Source organism: Paraperlucidibaca wandonensis, from assembly GCF_042677145.1.
GTDB classification, from domain to species: Bacteria; Pseudomonadota; Gammaproteobacteria; order Pseudomonadales; family Moraxellaceae; genus Perlucidibaca; species Perlucidibaca wandonensis.
Genome location: NZ_JBHTIT010000001.1, coordinates 2,297,067 through 2,317,746 on the forward strand (window position 1 = coordinate 2,297,067; position 20,680 = coordinate 2,317,746).

19 protein-coding genes are annotated in these 20,680 nt (G+C 52.2%); 7 read left to right on the plus strand and 12 right to left on the minus strand.

The genetic code is table 11. From position 1 onward, the window contains the following. Positions 1-9 precede the first annotated feature (9 nt). The 7 genes from rbfA (at position 10) to ACFQ0F_RS10905 (ending at position 8,613) form a co-directional block, all read left to right on the plus strand. Positions 10-441, plus strand: a complete 432-nt coding sequence (rbfA, locus tag ACFQ0F_RS10875; protein ID WP_340675669.1) for a 30S ribosome-binding factor RbfA — start codon at positions 10-12, stop codon at positions 439-441. A gap of 12 nt (positions 442-453) precedes the next feature. Further along, entirely contained in the window at positions 454-1,404 is a 951-nt protein-coding gene (truB, locus tag ACFQ0F_RS10880; RefSeq protein WP_379071988.1) for a tRNA pseudouridine(55) synthase TruB, read from the plus strand. Positions 1,405-1,494: 90 nt separating this feature from the next. Next, entirely contained in the window at positions 1,495-1,764 is a 270-nt protein-coding gene (gene rpsO, locus ACFQ0F_RS10885; RefSeq protein ID WP_340675667.1) for a 30S ribosomal protein S15, read from the plus strand. 213 nt (positions 1,765-1,977) lie between these two features. Then, positions 1,978-4,062 carry a polyribonucleotide nucleotidyltransferase gene (pnp, locus tag ACFQ0F_RS10890; protein WP_379071993.1) on the plus strand — a complete coding sequence of 695 codons (2,085 nt, stop codon included), beginning with the start codon at positions 1,978-1,980 and terminating at the stop codon, positions 4,060-4,062. A gap of 217 nt (positions 4,063-4,279) precedes the next feature. Beyond that, positions 4,280-5,311 (plus strand): hypothetical protein, encoded by a 1,032-nt coding sequence (locus ACFQ0F_RS10895; protein WP_379071996.1) that lies wholly within the window; start codon positions 4,280-4,282, stop codon positions 5,309-5,311. 74 nt (positions 5,312-5,385) lie between these two features. After that, positions 5,386-6,390 carry a putative solute-binding protein gene (locus ACFQ0F_RS10900; RefSeq protein ID WP_379071999.1) on the plus strand — a complete coding sequence of 335 codons (1,005 nt, stop codon included), beginning with the start codon at positions 5,386-5,388 and terminating at the stop codon, positions 6,388-6,390. A gap of 69 nt (positions 6,391-6,459) precedes the next feature. Continuing rightward, entirely contained in the window at positions 6,460-8,613 is a 2,154-nt protein-coding gene (locus tag ACFQ0F_RS10905) for a TRAP transporter large permease subunit (protein ID WP_340675663.1), read from the plus strand. Between the two features lie 90 nt (positions 8,614-8,703). On the opposite strand, the gene panD is transcribed toward ACFQ0F_RS10905, so the two are convergent. The 12 genes from panD to ACFQ0F_RS10965 all read right to left on the minus strand — a co-directional run bounded on the left by panD (position 8,704) and on the right by ACFQ0F_RS10965 (position 20,573). Then, positions 8,704-9,084, minus strand: a complete 381-nt coding sequence (gene panD / locus ACFQ0F_RS10910) for an aspartate 1-decarboxylase (RefSeq protein ID WP_340675662.1) — start codon at positions 9,082-9,084, stop codon at positions 8,704-8,706. 142 nt (positions 9,085-9,226) lie between these two features. Further along, on the minus strand, positions 9,227-10,075 hold the full coding sequence (gene panC, locus ACFQ0F_RS10915; protein WP_379072003.1) for a pantoate--beta-alanine ligase: 849 nt from the start codon (positions 10,073-10,075) through the stop codon (positions 9,227-9,229). A gap of 11 nt (positions 10,076-10,086) precedes the next feature. Continuing rightward, positions 10,087-10,887 carry a 3-methyl-2-oxobutanoate hydroxymethyltransferase gene (gene panB, locus ACFQ0F_RS10920; protein WP_379072006.1) on the minus strand — a complete coding sequence of 267 codons (801 nt, stop codon included), beginning with the start codon at positions 10,885-10,887 and terminating at the stop codon, positions 10,087-10,089. An 84-nt stretch (positions 10,888-10,971) separates the two neighbouring features. Further along, entirely contained in the window at positions 10,972-11,502 is a 531-nt protein-coding gene (folK, locus tag ACFQ0F_RS10925; RefSeq protein WP_340675659.1) for a 2-amino-4-hydroxy-6-hydroxymethyldihydropteridine diphosphokinase, read from the minus strand. Positions 11,503-11,507: 5 nt separating this feature from the next. After that, positions 11,508-12,842: a polynucleotide adenylyltransferase PcnB gene (gene pcnB, locus ACFQ0F_RS10930; RefSeq protein ID WP_379072009.1), complete on the minus strand. Its 1,335-nt coding sequence runs from the start codon at positions 12,840-12,842 to the stop codon at positions 11,508-11,510. Positions 12,843-13,277: 435 nt separating this feature from the next. Further along, positions 13,278-14,627: a sigma-54-dependent transcriptional regulator gene (locus tag ACFQ0F_RS10935; RefSeq protein ID WP_379072012.1), complete on the minus strand. Its 1,350-nt coding sequence runs from the start codon at positions 14,625-14,627 to the stop codon at positions 13,278-13,280. After that, positions 14,624-17,566, minus strand: a complete 2,943-nt coding sequence (locus ACFQ0F_RS10940; RefSeq protein ID WP_379072015.1) for an ATP-binding protein — start codon at positions 17,564-17,566, stop codon at positions 14,624-14,626. Before ACFQ0F_RS10940 ends, ACFQ0F_RS10935 begins: the two co-directional genes overlap by 4 nt. Beyond that, a complete protein-coding gene (locus ACFQ0F_RS10945; RefSeq protein WP_340675655.1) occupies positions 17,556-17,732 on the minus strand; it encodes a hypothetical protein in 177 nt (58 codons plus the stop codon). Before ACFQ0F_RS10945 ends, ACFQ0F_RS10940 begins: the two co-directional genes overlap by 11 nt. A gap of 67 nt (positions 17,733-17,799) precedes the next feature. Continuing rightward, entirely contained in the window at positions 17,800-18,681 is an 882-nt protein-coding gene (gene gluQRS, locus ACFQ0F_RS10950) for a tRNA glutamyl-Q(34) synthetase GluQRS (RefSeq protein ID WP_379072019.1), read from the minus strand. After that, entirely contained in the window at positions 18,674-19,159 is a 486-nt protein-coding gene (gene dksA, locus ACFQ0F_RS10955) for an RNA polymerase-binding protein DksA (RefSeq protein ID WP_340675653.1), read from the minus strand. Before dksA ends, gluQRS begins: the two co-directional genes overlap by 8 nt. 86 nt (positions 19,160-19,245) lie before the next feature. Continuing rightward, positions 19,246-19,569 carry a Rieske (2Fe-2S) protein gene (locus ACFQ0F_RS10960; RefSeq protein WP_340675652.1) on the minus strand — a complete coding sequence of 108 codons (324 nt, stop codon included), beginning with the start codon at positions 19,567-19,569 and terminating at the stop codon, positions 19,246-19,248. Between the two features lie 8 nt (positions 19,570-19,577). Next, positions 19,578-20,573: an adenosine kinase gene (locus ACFQ0F_RS10965; protein WP_379072023.1), complete on the minus strand. Its 996-nt coding sequence runs from the start codon at positions 20,571-20,573 to the stop codon at positions 19,578-19,580. Positions 20,574-20,680: the final 107 nt, after the last annotated feature.

The window sequence follows — 20,680 nt, forward strand, 5'->3', positions numbered from 1 at the left end:
GATGGATTAGTGAGTCAACGCACGCAACGCTTAGGCGACCAAATTCAGCGCGATATTTCGGGCCTGATCCGTCAGCGCTTGCGTGACCCTCGCTTAGGCATGGTCACCATATCGGCTGTTAAAGTTAGTCCCGATATGGGCTATGCCGACATCTATGTGACCATCTTGGGCAAAACCCTAGATGAGTCGCCAGATGAAGGTATCGCCATTCTCAATGCTGCCTCTGGCATTTTGCGTGGTGAATTAGGCCGTGGTCTGCGCACGCGCATCGTGCCGCATTTGCGCTTTCACCATGATGTGGTGACATCGCGCGGTAATCGCATGGCTGATCTCATCACGCAGGCAGTTGCTGCCGATGTGAAAAATGCTGAAGCGAATAATAGCGCTGAAGTTGATGCCACAAACCCCGATTCAACGCCTGCCGACGACAGTCGCGACTAAGCTCAGTAATAGATGAGTAAGCCGCGCCGTCCACGTCGCCCTATCGATGGCATTTTGCTGCTCGATAAGCCAATTGGTGTCACCTCCAATCAAATTCTGCAATGGGTTAAGCACCGTTATCAGGCTGATAAAGCTGGTCATACCGGTAGTCTTGACCCGCTTGCGACAGGCGTTTTACCTATTTGCTTAGGCGAAGCGACGAAGTACTCACACTACTTACTCGATGCCGATAAAACCTATGTCACGCGGCTAAAGCTGGGTGAAAAAACCAACACCTCCGATGCCGAAGGCGAAGTCATTGCTCGTGCTGCTGTGCCAAACATTAGCGCCGATGAGCTTGAGCATGTGTTGGCACAATTTCGCGGTGACATCATGCAGGTGCCCTCGATGTTTTCAGCATTAAAACGCGATGGTCGTCCGCTCTATGAGCTGGCCCGCGCCGGCATCGAAGTTGAGCGCGCCGCACGACCCGTCACAATTTACGAACTCAGCTGCGTATCCATAGATTTGCCATTTGTTGAGCTTAAAGTATCGTGCTCAAAAGGCACCTATGTGCGCAATCTGGTCGAAGATATTGGTGATGTCATCGGCTGTGGCGCGCATGTGGTGGCACTGCGACGCACTCAGGCAGGCCCCTTCAATTTATCGCAAAGCTTCACCCGCGAGCATGTAGCCGAAGCCGAGCCTTTGGGCTTTCCAGCGCTCGATGAAATGCTGCTGCCGAGCTGGGCAGGATTGGCCGATTGGCCGCGTGTGGAGTTGAGTGAGACTTCAGCGTATTATCTGCGCCACGGTAATCCGGTGCAGGCTAGTGGTCTGCCGCGAGATGGTCAGTCAGTGCTCATTTTTGAGTTACAAGATGACGGCCAACCGGCTCTTTTTTTAGGGATAGGCAGCCAAAATGATGATGGCTTGCTTGCCCCCAAACGCTTAGTGCGCGTAGCTGATAGCTCGCTCAACTAAGTCATCAAACATGCCCATTGGGCGTGTCAGCGCGGACTGTAGAAAGGCACGGTCTGTCGTTGTTTTATGGCCTTTCAAAGGAGAAAACCCATGGCCCTGACAGTTCAGGACAAGGCTGCCATCGTTGCGCAGCATGCTCGTGCCCCCGGCGACACCGGTTCATGCGAAGTCCAAGTGGCTTTGCTGTCCGCACAGATCAATGATCTGCAGCCGCACTTTAAAGAACACAAGCATGATCACCATTCGCGCCGCGGTCTCATCCGCATGGTGAACCAACGCCGTACACTGCTCGATTACCTAAAACGTAAAGACAGCAGCCGCTACGTTGCGTTGATCCAAGTACTGGGTCTACGCCGCTAAGCGAGTAAGAGATAGAGAGCGGTCCGCCGCTCTTTATTTTTATCTGGGCAAATAGCATCGTGCTACTCGCTCAGGCTACAAGGATGTGGCGTATTGGATGCCATCGGAGAGGCTTCTAACACCTGCGATGCCTACAGGCATGGCAACTGTTAGGGGCCTCCAATGGCGAATAAGTCGGAACGATGCGCATAGGGCGTATCGATTGGAGAATCTATGTTTAATATCGTCAGTAAAACCTTTCAGTTCGGCGCCCAAAGCGTCACTTTAGAAACTGGTCGCATTGCTCGCCAGGCCTCGTCAGTTGTCGTTACCATGGGTGGCGTGCAGGTGCTGGTTGCTGTTGTTGGCAATAAGAAAGCCAAATCCGGCCAGGATTTTTTCCCACTGACCGTGAACTACCAAGAAAAAACCTATGCTGCCGGTAAAATCCCCGGTGGTTACTTTAAGCGCGAAGGCCGTCCAACTGAAAAAGAAACGCTAACGTCGCGTTTGATCGACCGCCCAATCCGCCCATTGTTTCCCGAAGGTTTTGTTAACGAAGTGCAGGTAACGGCTACCGTTATTTCTTCGGACAAACAGCAAGACTCAGACATTGCAGCATTGATCGGCACATCAGCGGCGCTAGCTATTTCAGGCCTGCCATTCAATGGCCCCATCGGTGCGGCTCGCGTTGGTTACATCAACGACGAATACGTACTGAACCCCAGCTTCGAGCAAATGAAAGTATCTGATCTTGACCTCGTGGTAGCCGGCACCAAAGCCGCTGTCTTGATGGTTGAGTCTGAAGCCAAAGAGCTTAGCGAAGACCAAATGCTTGGTGCCGTCTTGTTTGGCCATGATGAGCTACAAGCTGTTGTTGAAGCCATTACAGCTTTTGCAGCTGAAGTCGCCACTCCGAAGTGGGAAGTTGCTGCAGCCGTGGTGAACACAGAACTGAAAGCCGCAATGAAGGCAGCATTTGGCGCGCAAGTGTCTGAAGCCTATGCCATCAGCGTTAAGCAAGATCGCTACACGCGTTTGGGCGAAATTAAGCAAGCTGTATTGGCTCAGTTTGCGCCAGAAGGCAGTGAGCAGTGCGCCAGCGAAGTTGAAGATCTGTTTGAAGATCTGAAATATCGCTCCGTGCGCGACAACATCCTCAGTGGCAAGCCACGTATCGATGGTCGTGACACGAAAACAGTTCGCGCCTTGGATATCCAAGTTGACGTGCTTGCGCGTGCTCACGGTTCGGCATTGTTTACACGTGGCGAAACTCAGGCTTTGGTTACTACTACGCTCGGCGGCACGCGCGATTGCATGATGGTTGATGCGCTGGAAGGCACATATACCGATAACTTCATGCTGCATTACAACTTCCCATCCTACTCGGTGGGCGAAACTGGTCGTGAGTCTGGCCCTAAGCGTCGCGAAATCGGCCATGGCCGTTTGGCACGTCGCGGTGTGCACCCAATGCTGCCGTCAGCTGACAAGTTCCCGTACGCCATTCGTGTCGTATCGGATATCACTGAGTCAAATGGTTCGTCATCTATGGCGTCAATCTGCGGTGCTTCATTAGCACTGATGGCTGCTGGTGTACCAATGAAAGCGCCAGTGGCCGGCATCGCCATGGGCTTGGTAAAAGAGGGCGATCGTTTCGCCGTGCTTACCGACATCTTGGGCGACGAAGATCATCTCGGCGACATGGACTTTAAAGTAGCTGGTTCTGCCAAAGGCGTGACCGCACTGCAAATGGACATCAAGATCGAAGGCATTACTGAAGAGATCATGGAAGTGGCTTTAGGCCAGGCCCACGAAGCTCGCCAGATCATCTTGGATCAGATGAACCAAGTGTTGTCAGCCTCGCGCGCTGAAGTCAGCCTATATGCGCCGACTTACACGACGATCCAAATCAGCACCGACAAAATCCGTGATGTTATCGGTAAAGGCGGCGCCACCATTCGCGGCATTTGTGAGCAAACCAAAGCCACCATCGATATTGATGACTCTGGCCTAGTGCGCATCTACGGCGAAACTAAAGCGGCAACGCAAGCGGCATTAGCCCGCGTGCAAGAAGTTACTGCTGAAGTAGAAGTTGGTACTGTTTATGAAGGTACGGTTGCTCGTATCGTCGATTTCGGCGCTTTCGTAAACATCCTGCCAGGTACCGATGGCCTTGTGCACATCTCGCAAATTGCGCATGAGCGTGTTGAAAATGTTGGTGACCATTTGACCGAAGGCCAAGTGGTCAAAGTCAAAGTGTTGGATGTTGATCAGCGCGGTCGCATTAAGCTGTCGATTAAGGAATTGATCGAAGTTTAAGGAAGATATGGCCGTCGGGTGCCTAAACCCGACGGCCGTAGGTTTGTGTGGCGATGTAAGGTGAAAAAAACGATCAGAGGCCACATTCTGGGCTTTAACGCTAACAGCCCATAGTGTTATCTTCTCTGAGCCTTGCTGGCTTGGGCCAGTACACCCGTGTTGCACTACAACAATAATGCGCGCGCGTGATAATAATAATCTTCATAAGGAGAATGACATGGGTGGCTTCCGCCAACTCCGTCTTGGTTTTGTAAGTGTTATCCTTGGTTCCTCAGTGCTACTTTCGGCCTGTGACCCAATCGCTTTCATTAGCAACCAATCACTTCGCTTCGTTGAGCGAAATCTAGTTCCCCCTCTGCTGCGCGATAACGACGTACTTATGGCTTGTAAGTCCGGAGTAGCTCTTGCGCCACTAATCGTTGCAACTGAAAATATTGGTGCCGACGCTAATCAGCTTGGGACTTTGCTTTATACGACAGCAGGCCTATGCGCTGAAGTCGATGCCACCGAAGCAGAGCTTCGCTACTTACGTGCCGCTCGTGCGGGTAATGTTGAGGAAGCGCAGGATGCTCGCATTCAGCAAAAACGCTTTGCTGAGCTTGCCGCACGTCGTCAGTTAATATCGTACCAGCGCTTCGTGACTTACTACGAAAAACGCTACGACATCAAGATTGGCGAGCAATGCACAGACTTCCATAAAGATTTTGACGAATTCGTCTACATGCTGGGCCTTATAACTGGCTTGCAAGCAGTTTTAAACGATATCGTTGCTGGTCAAACAGTAGGTGTTCCACTTGATATCGCGGCAAAAGCTGAACGCGCATTTAGCTGCCTAGATAACAAAAAATGGTGGGGCGTACCATTGGCCGCTCGTGCTGTCGTGTGGAACGTGCTGCCTGGCGCTGATGAAGGTAAAGACCCATGGGGTGCAATGAACGCATCGATGGCTATTGGTGAAGCCGCAGGTGTGCGCTTGCCATTTGCTATGTATGCCTTGTCGGCATCGGGTAAAGATGATCAGGCGCGTCTGCGTGACGCAATTCGCCGCTTCGCTGATGTGAAACAGGGCTTCAAGCAAAACCCAGACTACCGTCTGGCGGATAGCATGGCAGGCTTGATCATAACTACTCTCTCAGACCGCCTGTGGACTGAGGGTGCTGGCACTCGCACACCCGTTGGCATGCTGGGTAAATTCTGGGATGAGAAGGCAGAGCGCGCTGAAGGCGTCGACATCTCTGACCTCCTGTGAACTTTGTAGGCAGCCAAACGTTATTCGTTTGGCTGCCTAGTCAATCTATTTCTTCTTACAATTTGAGGTTTTTCATGAGAAAAATTAAAACTTTAGCCGTAGCGGCAGTGACGGTACTGGCTGCATCAGTATCGGTTCAAGCTAATGCTGCGAACAAAATTTGCGTATTCGATATTCTTGGTGCACAAGGCGATGCCTATGGTCTGATGAAGGACTACGCATTGGCTGCAACCAAAATGGGTGCTGCGGTTGAGCTGAAAGCCTATACCGATGAGCGCACCGCCGCTGAAGACTTCAAAGCTGGCCAGTGTGATGGCGTTTTGCTGACAGGTCTGCGTGGTCGTCAGTTTAACAACTTCACCGGATCTTTAGATTCCATTGGCGCTATTCCTTCATATGCGGTGATGGCAAAAGCAATTTCAACGTTAGCTAACCCAGCCTTGGCTTCCAAGATGGTTGAAGGCAAGTTTGAGGTTGCGGGCGTGGCGCCAGCGGGTGCTGCCTATTTATTCGTTAAAAGCCGCTCAATCAATCATGTCGACAAGCTGGCAGGTAAGAAAATTGCCATTTTTGACTACGACAAATCACAAGCCAAAATGGTGCAAAAGATTGGTGCTCAGCCTGTCTCTTCTGACATCAGTAACTTTGGTGCCAAGTTCAATAATGGCGCTGTCGATATCATCGCTGCTCCAGCCATGGCCTATAAGCCACTCGAGCTTTACAAAGGCTTAGGAAAAGACGGTGCTATTGTTCGCTTCCCTATCATTCAGCTGACCTTCCAGCTATTTATCGACAAAACCAAGTTTCCTGCTGGTTTTGGTCAGGCATCGCGCAAATACTGGGATTCGCAGTATAACCGCTCGATTAGCATGATTAATAAAGCTGAGAAAGGTGTTCCAGCTGCTACTTGGTTGGATCTGCCTCCCGATGATAAAGAAGGCTATGTAGTGCTATTGCGAGATGCGCGTATTAGCCTGACCAAAGACGGTATTTACGACGCGTTCATGATGAAAATGTTGAAGAAAATTCGCTGCTCGGTCGAAAGCGCCAATGCTGAATGCTCCACAAACTTAGAATAAGTTACTCGTAAGAAATGAATGGCGGCGAGCATTGGTGCTCGCCGCCATTTTCTACCAAGGAAGTATAAAATGAATAATAAGCCTGTCTTCCTGAACCGCAGCTTATCGGAATGGTTTTCCAGTCTGCCGGTTTTAGCTCTACTGTTGCTGACGTTGGTGATTGGTACGGGCGAAATGCTCCATGGCCAGTTACTGCGTATGGGCGAGCGCATGTTCGGCGACCCCACAACAAACGTCCAATATTTCATGTTGCGTGCAGACCCAGTACGTCCTGCATGTGACCCTAATCGAGATGTTGATGCCGCGGTCCAGGCAAAGTTAAACGCTCCCGTATCTGATGATCCATTGGATATGCTGTTTGCTGATGCGGTTCAAGATCCCGAAGCAATTCGTTCGTCTCTAGAAGCTGCGAAAGCGCTGTGTGTTGAGAAAAACGACATTTATGAGCGTGTGGTTGATCACATCACACCTAAGCTAAAGGCGTTCCGAGCGGTTGAGACGGGCTTCTTTGGTATCTTTAAGTTCGGAACCGAAAACCGTTCGTTGATTTTGCTGGCTATGTTTTCCATTGCTGCAATTACTACAACGTTAAGCATTCATCACATTAACTTGCGGCCACCAAAAACGCAGCGCGACTTCTTCGTCTACAACATGGCGATGGTCATTGCGAACAGTATTTTGGCGTTCACTTCTTGGTTCTACTACAACAAAGTATTGCTCGCGTCGGGCATACCAGTAGACAAACCACTAGTTAACTATATTTTTATCGGTCTATTCTCGGTGCTGGCAATAATCAGCGCTGTTCGTGTAGTTCGTCCGCCGAAAGATGCGCCTGCTGGCGGCAACTTTGGTATGAGTCTGCTGACTATTCCGTTGTTTGCTTTCATGGCAATGACATCGGCTAGTGTGTTCTTTGCCGAACAGCATTGGGCTGGTATTGCCATTTACTTAGGCCAGCTGCTGGAATACTCCGGCATCTTCTTGAACCTCGCGCTGTATATTTGGGCCGGTATGTTGCTCAAGCAAACACGCGTAGTGACTTTGTTCTTAGACATTGTGCGCCCTTGGAAGCTAAGCCCTGAGGCATTGACCTGGGTTATCTTGCTAGCTGCCGCGGTTCCAACGGCTTATACCGGCGCTTCAGGTATTTTCGTTATCGCTGCAGGTGCCATCGTTTATAAAGAAGTCTACTCGGCCGGTGGTCGTCGCCAAATGGCATTGGCAGCAGCTGCAATGTCAGGCTCGATGGGTGTTGTGTTACGCCCATGCTTGCTGATCGTGCTGATTGCCGCATTGAACAAGCAAGTTACTACCAACGAGCTGTACGGTTGGGGTGTTGGCGTGTTTATGGTCACATCGACGCTGTTCTTGCTTTTTGCCATGATGGTGAAAGAAGACTCAACAGGTCGCGAGCGGGCTGTGTTCTCAACAGCATTACGTGACTCTGCACGTGCCTTGGTGCCTGTATCGCCTTATATCGTTATCACCTTGTTGGTGGTCTACGGTTATAAGTACCTACTTGATGCACAGCTCGATGAGTTCACTGCACCTGTGATGCTGCCGGTCATCATGTTGTTTATCGTGATTTTCGATAAAATTCGTCGCGAGCCCAAAGCTCAGGCTGTGCAGGTTAATCCAGAAGCCGAACGTCGCTTAAGTCTTGAGCAAGCTGTCCGCTTTGCCACTAATGAAACGATTGGCCACATTGGTGCGTTGATTATGCTGATGGCATTGTCTGTGTCGGTCGGTGGTGTGATCGAGCATTCTGGCATCATGGCAAGCGTCCCAGCCGATCTTGGAAACATATGGCTAACGTTGACTATTCTCATGTTTATGATGGTATTCATCGGCATGATTATGGATCCGTTCGGTGCGGTGATCTTGGTGTCCGCGACAGTCGCTCCAATTGCCTACTCAAATGGCATCAACCCGGTCCACTTCTGGATGGTTGTGTTGGCTGCTTTCGAGCTTGGTTATCTGTCTCCTCCAGTGGCACTGAACCAGTTACTTACTCGTATGGTGGTTGGTGAGGAAGAAATGGATGCAGCGGATGCTGAGGTCCGTCATAAGTCCTTCTACTACCGCTACGAGCGCTGGATTTTGCCAGTTGTCGTGATGTTCACAGGTCTACTCATCGTTGTGTATGGCGGTCAGAACCTCGTGATGCATGGTACTGAATGGCAAGAGTCACTTAACGGGATGTTGCTAAGCCTGTTCGGCTAAGCAGCACCCACAAAAAAGCCGGCGATTGCCGGCTTTTTTGTATCTGCGATTTAATGAATTAAACGCTACAGATTGAAGTTTTCTAGTGTGTTAAGCGACTTGCACTGGAATAGCGTTAGCGCTGTGACTAACGGTGTTGTCGATATTGCAATACACCAAGCGAGGCTTAAAAGCAGCAAGCTCTTCTTCAGCAAATTGGGCGTATGTGCAAATAATGACACGATCACCAGGCTGTGCTTTGTGTGCCGCAGCGCCATTAACCGAAATCATGCCTGAGCCAGATTCGGCACGAATAGCATAGGTCGTGAAGCGTTGGCCGTTACCGACGTTATAAATCTGAATTTGTTCGTATTCGCGAATGCCAGAAAGGTCAAGCAAGTCGCCATCGATAGCGCATGAGCCTTCGTAGTCTAATTCGGCATGTGTGACACAGGCACGATGTAACTTGGCTTTCAGCATGATGCATTGCATGGGCGTTTACCTCCGCTCAGCAGCAAAAAAACAAGCACAGGGCGGTTTTGGGACCGACCTACATGTTGGGCGCGCCATTTTGCCGCAAGATGCGCGCGCGATCAATCACTCTTCGCTGTCAAATAAGGGATATCTATCAGTTTTACTGTAGGTCAAAAACAAGGTTATCAATAAGTCTGGTCTTACCTAAATAAGCAGCGACTAAAACAACCGCCTGAGGCTGGCTGGCATCAAAGTCATTCAGGTCTAAGCTATGAACGCTGAGATAGTCAATCTTGAAGCCACCTTGCTTAAGCGTGGATTTCGCTCGCGCAATGATCTCATCAGCGACGCTATCTGGCTTCTGCAGGGCGTCTCGAATATTGCACAGCGTTTGATAGAGCAATGGGGCTTTGCTGCGCTGTAGCTCAGTCATGTATTGATTGCGTGAGCTAAGCGCCAAGCCGTCAGTATCGCGCACTGTGGCAATACCAATAATATTGACGGGCAAGAATAAGTCGTGAACCAACTGCTTAATGACCGCGAGCTGCTGATAGTCTTTTTGGCCAAATAGGGCCATATCAGGCGAGACAATATTGAGTAGCTTGGTGACGATGGTGGCCACGCCGGTAAAATGGCCAGGGCGTGAGGCGCCACAGAGCTGTTCGGTCACTTCGCTGACATGAATGCTGGTTAACTGATTCAGGCCGTTGCTATAGATCTCGGTAGCCGCAGGAGCAAACAGCAAGTCACAGTCGGCTTCAGCCAACAGCGTGCCATCACGATCGAGTGTGCGCGGATAGCTGCCGAAATCTTCATTGGCGCCGAACTGCGTTGGATTGACAAAAATGCTGCAAACGACAAAGTCGGCACGGCGCTTTGCCTCATTAATTAGATGAATATGGCCAGCGTGCAAATTGCCCATTGTTGGTACGAAAGCAATGGATTTGCCGCTAGCTTTGGCCGAACGTAAAGCAGCGCGAACGCCTTGGATAGTGTGTTCAATCTTCATGGTGGCTCTACTTATTCCGCAAACGCATGTTCAGGTGCGGGGTATTCGCCAGACTTAACCTGTTCAATATAGCTGCGGAAAGCACCTTCAATTGAGCCATCGCCGCAACTAAGGAAGTTTTTCACAAATCGTGCGGGTTTGCCGCTATGAATGCCTAGCATATCGTGCACGACCAAAACTTGGCCGTCACAATGTGGACCTGCACCAATGCCAATGACTGGAACATCTACAGTTTCTTGTACGCGCTTGGCGAGATCAGTTGGGACGCATTCAAGCAGTATCATGGCGGCACCAGCAGCCACGACATTGCGCGCATCTTCTAATAGTTTAGTGCTGCTCGCCTCGTCACGGCCCTGTACTCGATAGCCGCCAAAGACATTAACCGACTGTGGGGTTAGGCCTAAATGTACGCAGCATGGAATGCCGCCTTGAGTCATTAGGCGAACGCTGTCACTTAACCACGAGCCTCCCTCGAGCTTGACCATGTGTGCGCCAGCGCGCATCAGTGCTGCGGCATTGGCTAGAGTGTCCTCAATAGTCGCGTAGGACATAAACGGTAAGTCAGCCATGATTAACGATTGCTGATTTCCGCGCGCGACCGCTGTCGTGTGATAGGCCATGTCGGCAACCGTGACTGGCAGCGTTGAGTTATGACCTTGCAGAACCATGCCTAAAGAATCGCCAATTAATAAGACTTCGACGCCTGCGCGTGCCATTGCCGCTGAAAAACTAGCGTCGTAGCAGGTTAGGCAGCTGATGGCTTCGCCGCGTGCTTTCATGTCGCGCAAGGTGCGTAGCGTGATGGGTTTCATGGGCTTACTCCGCGCAATCGATAGTGCCAATCATGGCTGCGCATATTCACTTGAGGGAGGGTCAAGGTCAAGACTGCTGTGGCGTTATTCTACTGTGCTTGGCCAGCGTAAATCTGGCCATAGCGCTAAGCCGTCTCGGCTACAGCTTGCCGCTAATTCATCGGCTCGATGGCCATTGGGTAGAACACGCGCGGCGGCAATATCAGCCAGTGGAACTAAAACGAATGGCCGATGATATAGCTCAATGTGCGGAATGGTTAATCGCTCACTCTGCATTGCTATCTCGCCATATAGCAATATGTCGAGGTCAAGCGTGCGCGCACCCCAGCGTAGTAGGCGCTCGCGCCCGGCCATAAGCTCGATAGCTTGCAGGGCATCGAGCAAGGCGATAGGCGATAGGCTGGTGCTAATGCTGATAACGGCATTAGCGTAGTCGGGCTGGCCCTCAGGGCCTATGGCTGCGCTGCGGTATAGGTGAGAGATGGCAATAATGTGTATCTGCGCATGCGCTGCAAGTTGCTCTAGCGCAAAGCATAAGGTTTTAGGCGCATCGCCCAAATTGCCACCAAGGCCTATCGCAGCAAATTGCGACTCTACGTCAGTGTTAATGCTCATGGTTATTACGACGGCGAAGCAGCTTTTTTAGGGCGACGGCGACGCTTTTTCGGCGCTGCGGCAGCTTCAGGTTTTGCTAATGCGCGTTGCATTTCGGCTTGTAAGCCTGGGTCGGCAGCTTGCCAGCGTGTCCACCACGCCGCCATCTTGCCTGTGGCTTCACCAACGCTTTCGCGCATCAGCAGGAAGTCGTAGCCAGCACGAAAGCGCTCATTTGTGGCCATGATCTCGACTTGGCGTGGGCGTGGCGATTCGAGGCGCATCTGCATTTCCCAGATATCGCGCATGACTTGTGAGACGTGTTTGGGAATGGCTGTGCGTGCTAATTGGCGGCTAACGGCATGTGTGCCAGCTTGTTGCCATGCTGGTACTGGCGGCACGCCATCATTGATTAATGCTTGCGCTCGCGCTTGAACATCGCCCCAGAGCAGGGCGGCAAAGAAGAATGCAGGATTGATGTGCTTGCCTTCCGCTAAACGCGCATCGGTACTTTGTGCAGTTTTCAGCCACAGTTGCTCGCAGGGATGCTCAGCGGGGCCAGGAAATAGCGGAGCGAATAAGCCATAGCCTTGCATTAGTGGCAGTAGTGGTGCGGCATGACCACTGGCAAATAGTTTTTGGCACTCGTCGTAGAGGCGATGCGACGACATTTCTTCAAGCAAGTGCGCCAAAGCTGGAATCGGCTTGGCGGTCGCCGGAGCAATAGTGAAGTTGAGCTTGGCGGCGAAGCGCACGGCACGCAGCATGCGCACAGGGTCTTCGCGATAACGTGTTTCAGGATCGCCTATGAGGCGAATAACGCGCTGCTTCAGGTCGGCTGCACCATTGGCGAAATCCCACAATGAGAAATCGGCAATGCGGTAATAAACAGCGTTGATAGTGAAGTCACGGCGGGCGGCATCTTCTTCGATGCTGCCCCAGACGTTATCGCGCAAGATGCGACCATCGGCATTGGTGCGAGCGCTTTGATCATCGCCATCGGCATGATTGGCGCGAAACGTGGCAACTTCAATGACTTCGCGGCCCCAGCGGACATGGGCTAAGCGAAAGCGGCGACCAATAATCTGACACTGGCTGCCAAACACTTGCTTCACATCTTCCGGCTTAGCGTTGGTGGCAATATCGAAATCTTTAGGAGATAAGCCAAGCAAAACGTCGCGTACGCCGCCACCAATAAGATAGGCATCGAAGCCACAATCTTGTAGGCGATACAGTGTTTTGACTGCTGCGGGACTGAGGTTCTTTCGAGAGATTGAGTGCTGGTCGCGTGGGATTACTACCGGCTTGAGCCGTGTCAGGTGTTTGCCCTGATTTCGCCAGCGATTTAGCCACTTCAACATACTTGCATCTCGAGCCTTGTAAATAAGGTGCGCATGATAGCAGGTTGATATCCGACTGTATGTTAGGGCTTGGTTTAGAACGCAAGGCGGGAGGGGTTACCTCCCGCGTACGCTGAACGGTGTGCGGTTTATGACCGTCTTATTATTTGGGCTTCTTTTATTATTTTTGCCCGAGCATCCTTGGCTTTTGCAGTCTCACATCCTAGCGAGCGCTTTTTTTATAGTGCCGGTTACCCGACAAGCGGCTTATTTTTATTGTTCCGCAATTACATAAAGCAGGTACTGTGCCAACTTTCAATAATTCTAGTTATTTCAGATAAATCATCGACTTGTAAATTTGTTGGATATGATTGTGTGTGAGGCATCAGACTAAAGTGTTACTTACTGACTTAGTTTGTGTAGATAGGTAACGTAACATGCGCGACTGTTTTGTGATCAACGGCGTCGAGGAATGCCTAAGCGCTGGCGTCGTTCCCAGAGCGTCTTGCGACTAATGCCAAGCTTTTGTGCTAACTCTGTTTCAGACATTTGGTCCTGATGCTCTAAGACGAAGTGCTGAAAATAGTCCTCGAGGGATAGCCCTGTAGGTGGGTCATCATCGACCTGTACTGTTTGAGTTTGCCGCGCGGGATAAGCGGACTCAATGGCTAGTAAGCTGGGCGTAATAACCTCAGCTTCGGTCAAAATAACGGCTCGCTCGATGGCATTTTCCAGCTCACGAATATTGCCTGGCCAATGATAATGCGCCATTGCCTCCCGAGCCTCAGGGGTGAACGTTAGAGGTTTCGAGCCAACTCGCTCAATGGTTCTCACTAATAACTGATCAGCAATGGTGAGAATGTCGTCGCCCCGATCGCGCAGCGGAGGCAGTGACAGCTCCATCACATTGAGGCGAAAAAATAAGTCTTCGCGAAACAGGCCTTCGCTGGCGAGCTGCTTTAGGTTGCGATGCGTGGCGGCAATCAGGCGTACATCGACCTTGCGCGTTTGTGTAGCACCAAGGCGGCGGACTTCTTTCTCTTGCAGCAGGCGCAATAAGCGCGCTTGTGCTTCTAATGGCAATTCGCCGATTTCATCGAGAAATAACGAACCACCATCAGCGGCCTCGACCAAGCCTTTGCGTAAGCCTTGAGCGCCGGTAAACGCGCCTTTTTCATGGCCAAATAATTCAGACTCAATCAATGACTCTGGAATGGCCGCGCAGTTTACCGAGATCAACGGTGCATCACGACGTGGACTTTGCTCATGCAATGCGCGCGCGACTAGCTCTTTACCGGTGCCAGACTCGCCTAAAATTAATACAGTGGTGTTGAGCGGGGCGACACGACTGATGCGTCGATGCATTTCTATCATCCCAGGGCAGTTGCCAATGATGCCGCTATCGGGCTTGGCTAACGCTTGCTCGGCACGCAGGGCGCGATTTTGTCGGCGCAAACGCTGCTCGCGCAAAATGCGATCGATAGTGATCAGCATGTCATCGTGATCAAACGGCTTGGCAATGTAGTCAGCTGCGCCCGCTTTCACGGCATCGACGGCTGAGCGAATGCTGGCGAAGCTAGTCATGATCAGCACGGGCGTTTCACCTGCACGCTCGATTAGTGCTGTGCCTGGCAGGCCAGGCAGCCGTAAATCAGAAATGATCAGGTCGTATAAATCCGGAGAAGACTGCGCCAAGGCCTCGTCGACACTGCCGGCTTCGGCAACTTCGTAGCCATTACGCTGCAATAGGCGCTTCAGGCCGCTGCGAATTACCTGTTCATCATCGACGACTAAAATACTGCTCACGCGTTCATATCCTCATTGCGTTTGGCGGCCGGCAGCGTGATTTGCACAATCACACCGGTGCCTTGATCGTAATCGCGCTTATCGATTAACTGGATGCGGCCTTCATGTGCCTCAATGATGCCATGAACTAGCGCTAAACCTAGCCCTGTGCCGTCACCGAGCGCCTTAGTTGTTACAAAGGGCTCAAATAAGCGTTCGCGCAAATCGCCATCGGGCAGGCCGTGCCCGAAGTCTTCAATCTCAATACGCAGTGATGGCCCGTGCTGACGAGCGCGAACCAAGATTCGGCCTGACTGCGTGCTTGCATCGCGGGCATTGCCGAGAAGATTGATGAAGACTTGGCACAGGCGCTGGGCATCACCATAGACGCCTAGGCTGCTATCGATATGCACTCGAAAATCAACTTGGCGCGCTTCCGGTGCGAGTTTTAGTAGATGCAGCGATTCATTGACCACGGCGAGCAAGGGCACATTGTCGAACTCGCCGCCGACATGATGCTCAGTGCGAGCAAAGCCCACTAAAGACTGCACAATGCTGGTGACGCGCTTGGTTTGATCGAGAATGTCTTGCGCGGTCGCATGCACTTCATGGTCGATCGCATGCTCAGCTTTAAGGTTTTGCGCTAAGCAGGCAATGCCCGTAATTGGGTTGCCGATTTCATGGGCGACACCAGCCGCTAGGCGACCAACTGCTGCTAAGCGCTCGCTATGGTGCAGGCGTGACTCAAGCTGTTGCAGGGCGGTTATTTCCTCCATAACCAGCACTACACTGCCATCGGCGTCGCCAATCATGGCGCGATGAAGGTTAATCCAGCGAGTTTGGCCATCGACATTTAGGCGGTGACGCGACTCTAGCGCGCCGGGCTGGTTTAGAAACTTAGTTAGCGTGTGGTTCCATGGCTCGGGAAGGCTACTTAGTCGCGAGCCAATAACTTCGATATCGGCGCAGCCAGTAATATCCATGATGGCGCGATTCCAGCTCAGCACTTCAAGGTCGCCCGCCAGCGTACATACGCCTAATGGCAGGTCGTGCAGAGTTTGGCGATGAAAACGGCGCAAGGTATCAAGCTCAGCAGCCAGCCCTGAAAGTTTGTCGCGATATTCCTCCAGGCGTGACTCAATAAAGTGAATATCTTCGCCGGGGCTTTGCGGCACGATTTGTTGGGGTAGATGTTTGTCGAGCAACTCCATGGCCAAGCTTGGCCCCAATAAGCCAGACAGGTTGGCGCCGAGCTGATCGCGTAGGCGGCGCAGTGCATAGGGGCGGCGTTCAGTGCTGGCCATATTGAGATCATTGCGCGCCATGCCAACTTCGCGCTCAGCGGTTAGTGGTCCGAGCGCTGGCGTTAGTGCTTTGACAAAAGCGTCCACTGAGTCGGCGGCCAAGCTCCAACGCACGGGGCTGCTGAGGTTATCGACTGAGCACGCTTCGGCAACTTCACGATCGGCAGCAGATTGAGGCTGTAATAGCGAGACAACGACGAGGACGATGCCATTGCCCAGGGTGGCGATGATGCCCATGGCCTGCCAATGATCGAGTCGCGATGTGGTGATAATGCCGAGTAGCTTGCCGCTATCAAAGTTGGCTAAAAATAGTGACGGAATCGCCAGCATGACTATCCAAATTGCCATGCCAAAGCTCAAGCCTGTGAGCATGCCCGAGCGTGTCGCGCGCGGCCAAAACAGTAGAGCCAGCACACTAGGTGCTAACTGCAAAATGGCAACGAATGACAGCATCGACATTTCAGTGCTGTCGGGACGTAAACCAGGCAGCCAAGACAGCATAAAGGCTGCGAGCAAAATGAAGCCGATGAGAAAGCGGCGCTGGCGCTGAGTTTCTAGATAAAGTGCGTCGTCGGTAGGCCAGCCGCGTAAAGGCAAGATGACATGGTTTAGCGTCATATTGGCCAGTGCCAGTGTGGTGACAATTAAGATGCCGCTTGATGATGCTAGTGCGCCAATAAACAGCAGCAAAACTAGAGCGGGTGAGCGCGATTCGATAGCAACGCCGAGGCTATAGAACTCGGGTAAGTCTGCTAGGCCGATGGCCTGTCCGGCCCATAAAATGATGGGAATGCCCAATGCCATCACCAGCAGGTACAGCGGAAAGGCCCACGTTGCGGTGAGCAAGTTGCGCGGCTCGCGGTTTTCCGTAAAGGCCATGTGATAGAGGCAGGGCATAACCACTGAGGCGAAGAAAAACACCAGCAGAAGGCTATGCCAGTAGCCTGCTTTTAGCGGTTGAAATAGATTGCGCAAGGCTTCGGGATGATGACTCAGCCAATCATTAACGCCTGCGCTACCACCAAGCACGCCGAAGTAGGCGTAGAGGCCAACGGCCGAAATGGCAATGAGCTTAATCACGGACTCGAGCGCGATCGCCACCACAAGGCCGTCATTCTCCTGATGGCGACTCGACTTTGCCCCAGCACCAAATAGCGACGTAAAGCCGATGAGCATTACGCAAAACACCAGACCCATAAGCTTGGTATTTGTGCCGCCGGTGAGTATGCGTGCGACCTCGCCGACGGTTTGCATTTGCGTGGTGAGCAATGGCATGACGCCAATTAACATGGCGATAGTTGCTAGCGTGCCGGCGGCTTGGCTGCGGTAGCGGAATGCGAGCAAGTCCGGTAAGGAGGTGAGCTGATGACTACGTGCAAGCCGAAAAAGTGGCTGCAAAAATACCGGAGCCAAGAGAAATGCGCCGGCTAGACCAATATAAAAAGTGAGAAAGTTGAAGCCGCTTTCGCGCGCGAATTGCACGGCACCAAATAGGCCCCAGGTGCTGACAAAAACGCCCAATGACAAAACAAACACTGCCGGATGGCGCACCCAGCGTAAAGGAATCCAGCCGTGCTCACTGGCGTAGGCGGCAAAAAATAAGAGCCCCAAATACGCAGTGGTTAGCGTAAATAGTAGGGTAGGACTAAAGATCATTTAAATCGCGGCTCCGTGCTACCCAATAGCCCAAGGCAATCAGTAGTGCCCAAATAGTGTAGGGGCGATACCACGCACTGCCGCCCTCACTCCACCAATCAATGATCACGGGTGAGAGTAAATAAGCGCCAGCAACAAATAGCAAAATTAGGCGGTCAATATACACGCGAGGGCTCCGAAACGCAGCGATTGTGCGTGTTGGCACGGTATCAGCTTTAGCTCATTGGGCAAAGTCAGGGCTGCTTAATGTCGCCTATTGGCAGCGCTGACTCACACCAATGCGCCACGGCCCAGGTGATGATTTCGTCGATAAAGGCTTGGCGAAGCTCAGCTGGCGGCTGCTGCGCCAATAGTTGCAGCGCTAAAAAGACATTCTCTGCGGCATGATTATTGTTTAACGCGAGTGCATGGCTTTGCTTCGATAGCTTTTGGCCAGTGCTGTTAATAAGCATCGGGATGTGTAAAAACTGCGGTCGTGCCCAGCCTAGGCTATCGGCGAGATGACACTGGCGTGCCGTGTTGTCGAGCAAGTCAGTGCCGCGAACCACTTCGCTAATGCTCATGTCATGATCATCAACAACGGTGGCGAGCTGATAAGCCGGTAAGTCATCGCGCCGCCAAAGTATGGCATCGCCGCAGCTGCGGCTTAGTAGCTCAGACAGTTCACCGTGTAGGCGGTCATGATAGGTGCTTGCAGTGGCAGGCGATCGCAGACGCCAAGCGGCATCGCTAGCATTAGGGTGATGCTCGCCATGCCGGCATGGGCCTAAGCAGTCGAGCACGCCGGCTTCAGCGCGAGCGCTACGTGAGCAATCGCAGGCATAGACTAAGTTTTTGGCAATGAGCTCGGCCAATACTTCTCGGTAGCGCGCAATGCGTTGATGCTGCCAAACGATATCGCCGTCCCAATGCAGGCCATGCGCCTCGAGCGTGCTAATAAAACTGTCAGCTGCGCCAGCTTGTTCACGAGGTGGGTCGATGGTGTCGATACGAAGTCGCCAGAGGCCGCCCTGATGTTTGGCGCTGGCATAGCTGCTGATTGCAGCAAGAAGAGATCCGAAGTGTAGCGGGCCGGTTGGCGAGGGCGCGAACCGGCCGATAACGCGGTTAACCACCAACCAGCTGCTTTTCCTTGATTTCTTGCAGGCTCTTACAGTCGATGCACAGGGTTGCAGTAGGGCGGGCTTCTAGGCGGCGAATGCCGATTTCGATGCCGCAATCATCGCAGTAGCCGTAGTCATCTTTTTCGATGCGATCGAGCATTTGATCGATTTTCTTGATCAGTTTGCGCTCACGATCACGCGTGCGCAGTTCAAGAGAGAACTCTTCTTCTTGCGTGGCGCGATCGTTGGGGTCGGGCAAGCTGCCAGACTCATCTTTCATGTGGTGCACAGTGCGGTCCACTTCCTGCATTAACTCGCGTTTCCAGGAAATTAAAATTTCACGAAAATGCTTACGCTGAGGCGCACCTAAATAATCTTCACCTTTGGTTTCTTTATACGGTTCAACACCGTGAATGAGGACGATACCAATTGGTTTTTTCTTAGTTTTGGTGGCCGCAGTAGCCTTTTTTTCAGTAGTGCGGGTAGGCATTGTTCTTTCTCACGCAGATAATCGCTCTCTATAGCAGAGCATTGACAGGGGCGCAAACAAAACAGCGTTATTTGCGCGTTAACAAACTATTGTTCGATTAATTCGATGAATCCGTCCTGTATTTGGATGGGAACGCTGAGTAAGGACTCTCCTTGGCAGGGGCCGCTAACACAGAGGCCATCTTCAACTTGAAACAACGCGCCATGGTTGCTGCAAATGAGAAAATAGTTCTCGCTGTCCATGAATTCGTCGGGATTAAACTCGAGATTAATCCCTAAGTGTGGGCAGCTATTTTGATAAGCGTAGGTTTGGCCATCGCGGTTTACCACGATGACTTCACCAGCTGGAGAACGAAAGGCGCGGGCCTCATTTTCAACTAAATCGGCGTTGGCGCATAAACGAAAACCCATTGCTCCTCCTAATCAGCGCTGAGCAGCGCGCGATATTGTTCAATACTCAAGCGTGGGCCAAACTGCGACACCACTTGAGCGGCAGTGCGCATGGCTAAGCGTGCGCAATCTTCAAACGTCCAGCGTTGGCTTAAACCATACAGCACCGCACCAGCAAAGCTATCGCCAGCGCCTAGTGTATCCACCGGCGTGGCGGGACAGGCAGGCAGTTCTAGCACGCTAGTTTGGGTCCAGACCCAAGCGCCGTTTTTGCCACAGGTGATGATGCCGCGCTCAGCCACGCCGCGCAGGGTAATGAGGGCTTGATCAAGGTCATCGCAACCGGCAAAGCCACGAGCTTCATCTTCGTTGCAAAATAGTAAATCGACGCCATCGGCTAGCAGTGTCTTAAGCTGAGGCAGGAAGTATTGCACCATGGCGGGGTCAGAAAACGTCAGTGCGCGTTTAACGCCGGCCGCTTTCGCCAGCTCGTGTGCGTGCGCGACGGCATCGCGAGCCGAATCTGAGGTGCACAGATAGCCTTCGATATACAGCCATTTGCTGTCTTGCAGCGCTTCTGGGTCGAGCTCGGCGCGCGAGACTTCGGCGGTAATGCCCAAGTAAGTATTCATGGTGCGATCGGTGTCTGGCGTGACCATGACTACGCAGGTGCCGGTGACGCCTTCGGGACGTACTTCCTTCAGATTGGTGCTGACATCGGCGGCGAGTAGATCATCGCGATAGAGTGTGCCGAGCGCGTCATTTGCGACTTTGCAGTGATAGAAGCAGCGAGCACCCATGGCGCTGGCGGCAATGATGCTATTGGCGGCCGAGCCACCGCTGGCCTGCTTTAGGCGCGGTGCATTAGCATCAAGTGCGTTCAATAGCGCGGCTTGAGCATCGGCTTCAGCCAAGGTCATCACGCCCTTTTCAATGCCGTGCTGGCTCAAGAAGTCTTCATCAACAGCGTATTCGAGGTCGACTAGGGCGTTGCCAATGGCATAAATATCGAAGCGGCGGCTCATGGCGATCTCATTAGTTCAGTGAATTTCAGCGCGCATTATAGAGATGCTCACGCTTTCTGCCAGATGACAGTGTTTCCGCTACCGCATTGGCATGAGTACAATGCGAC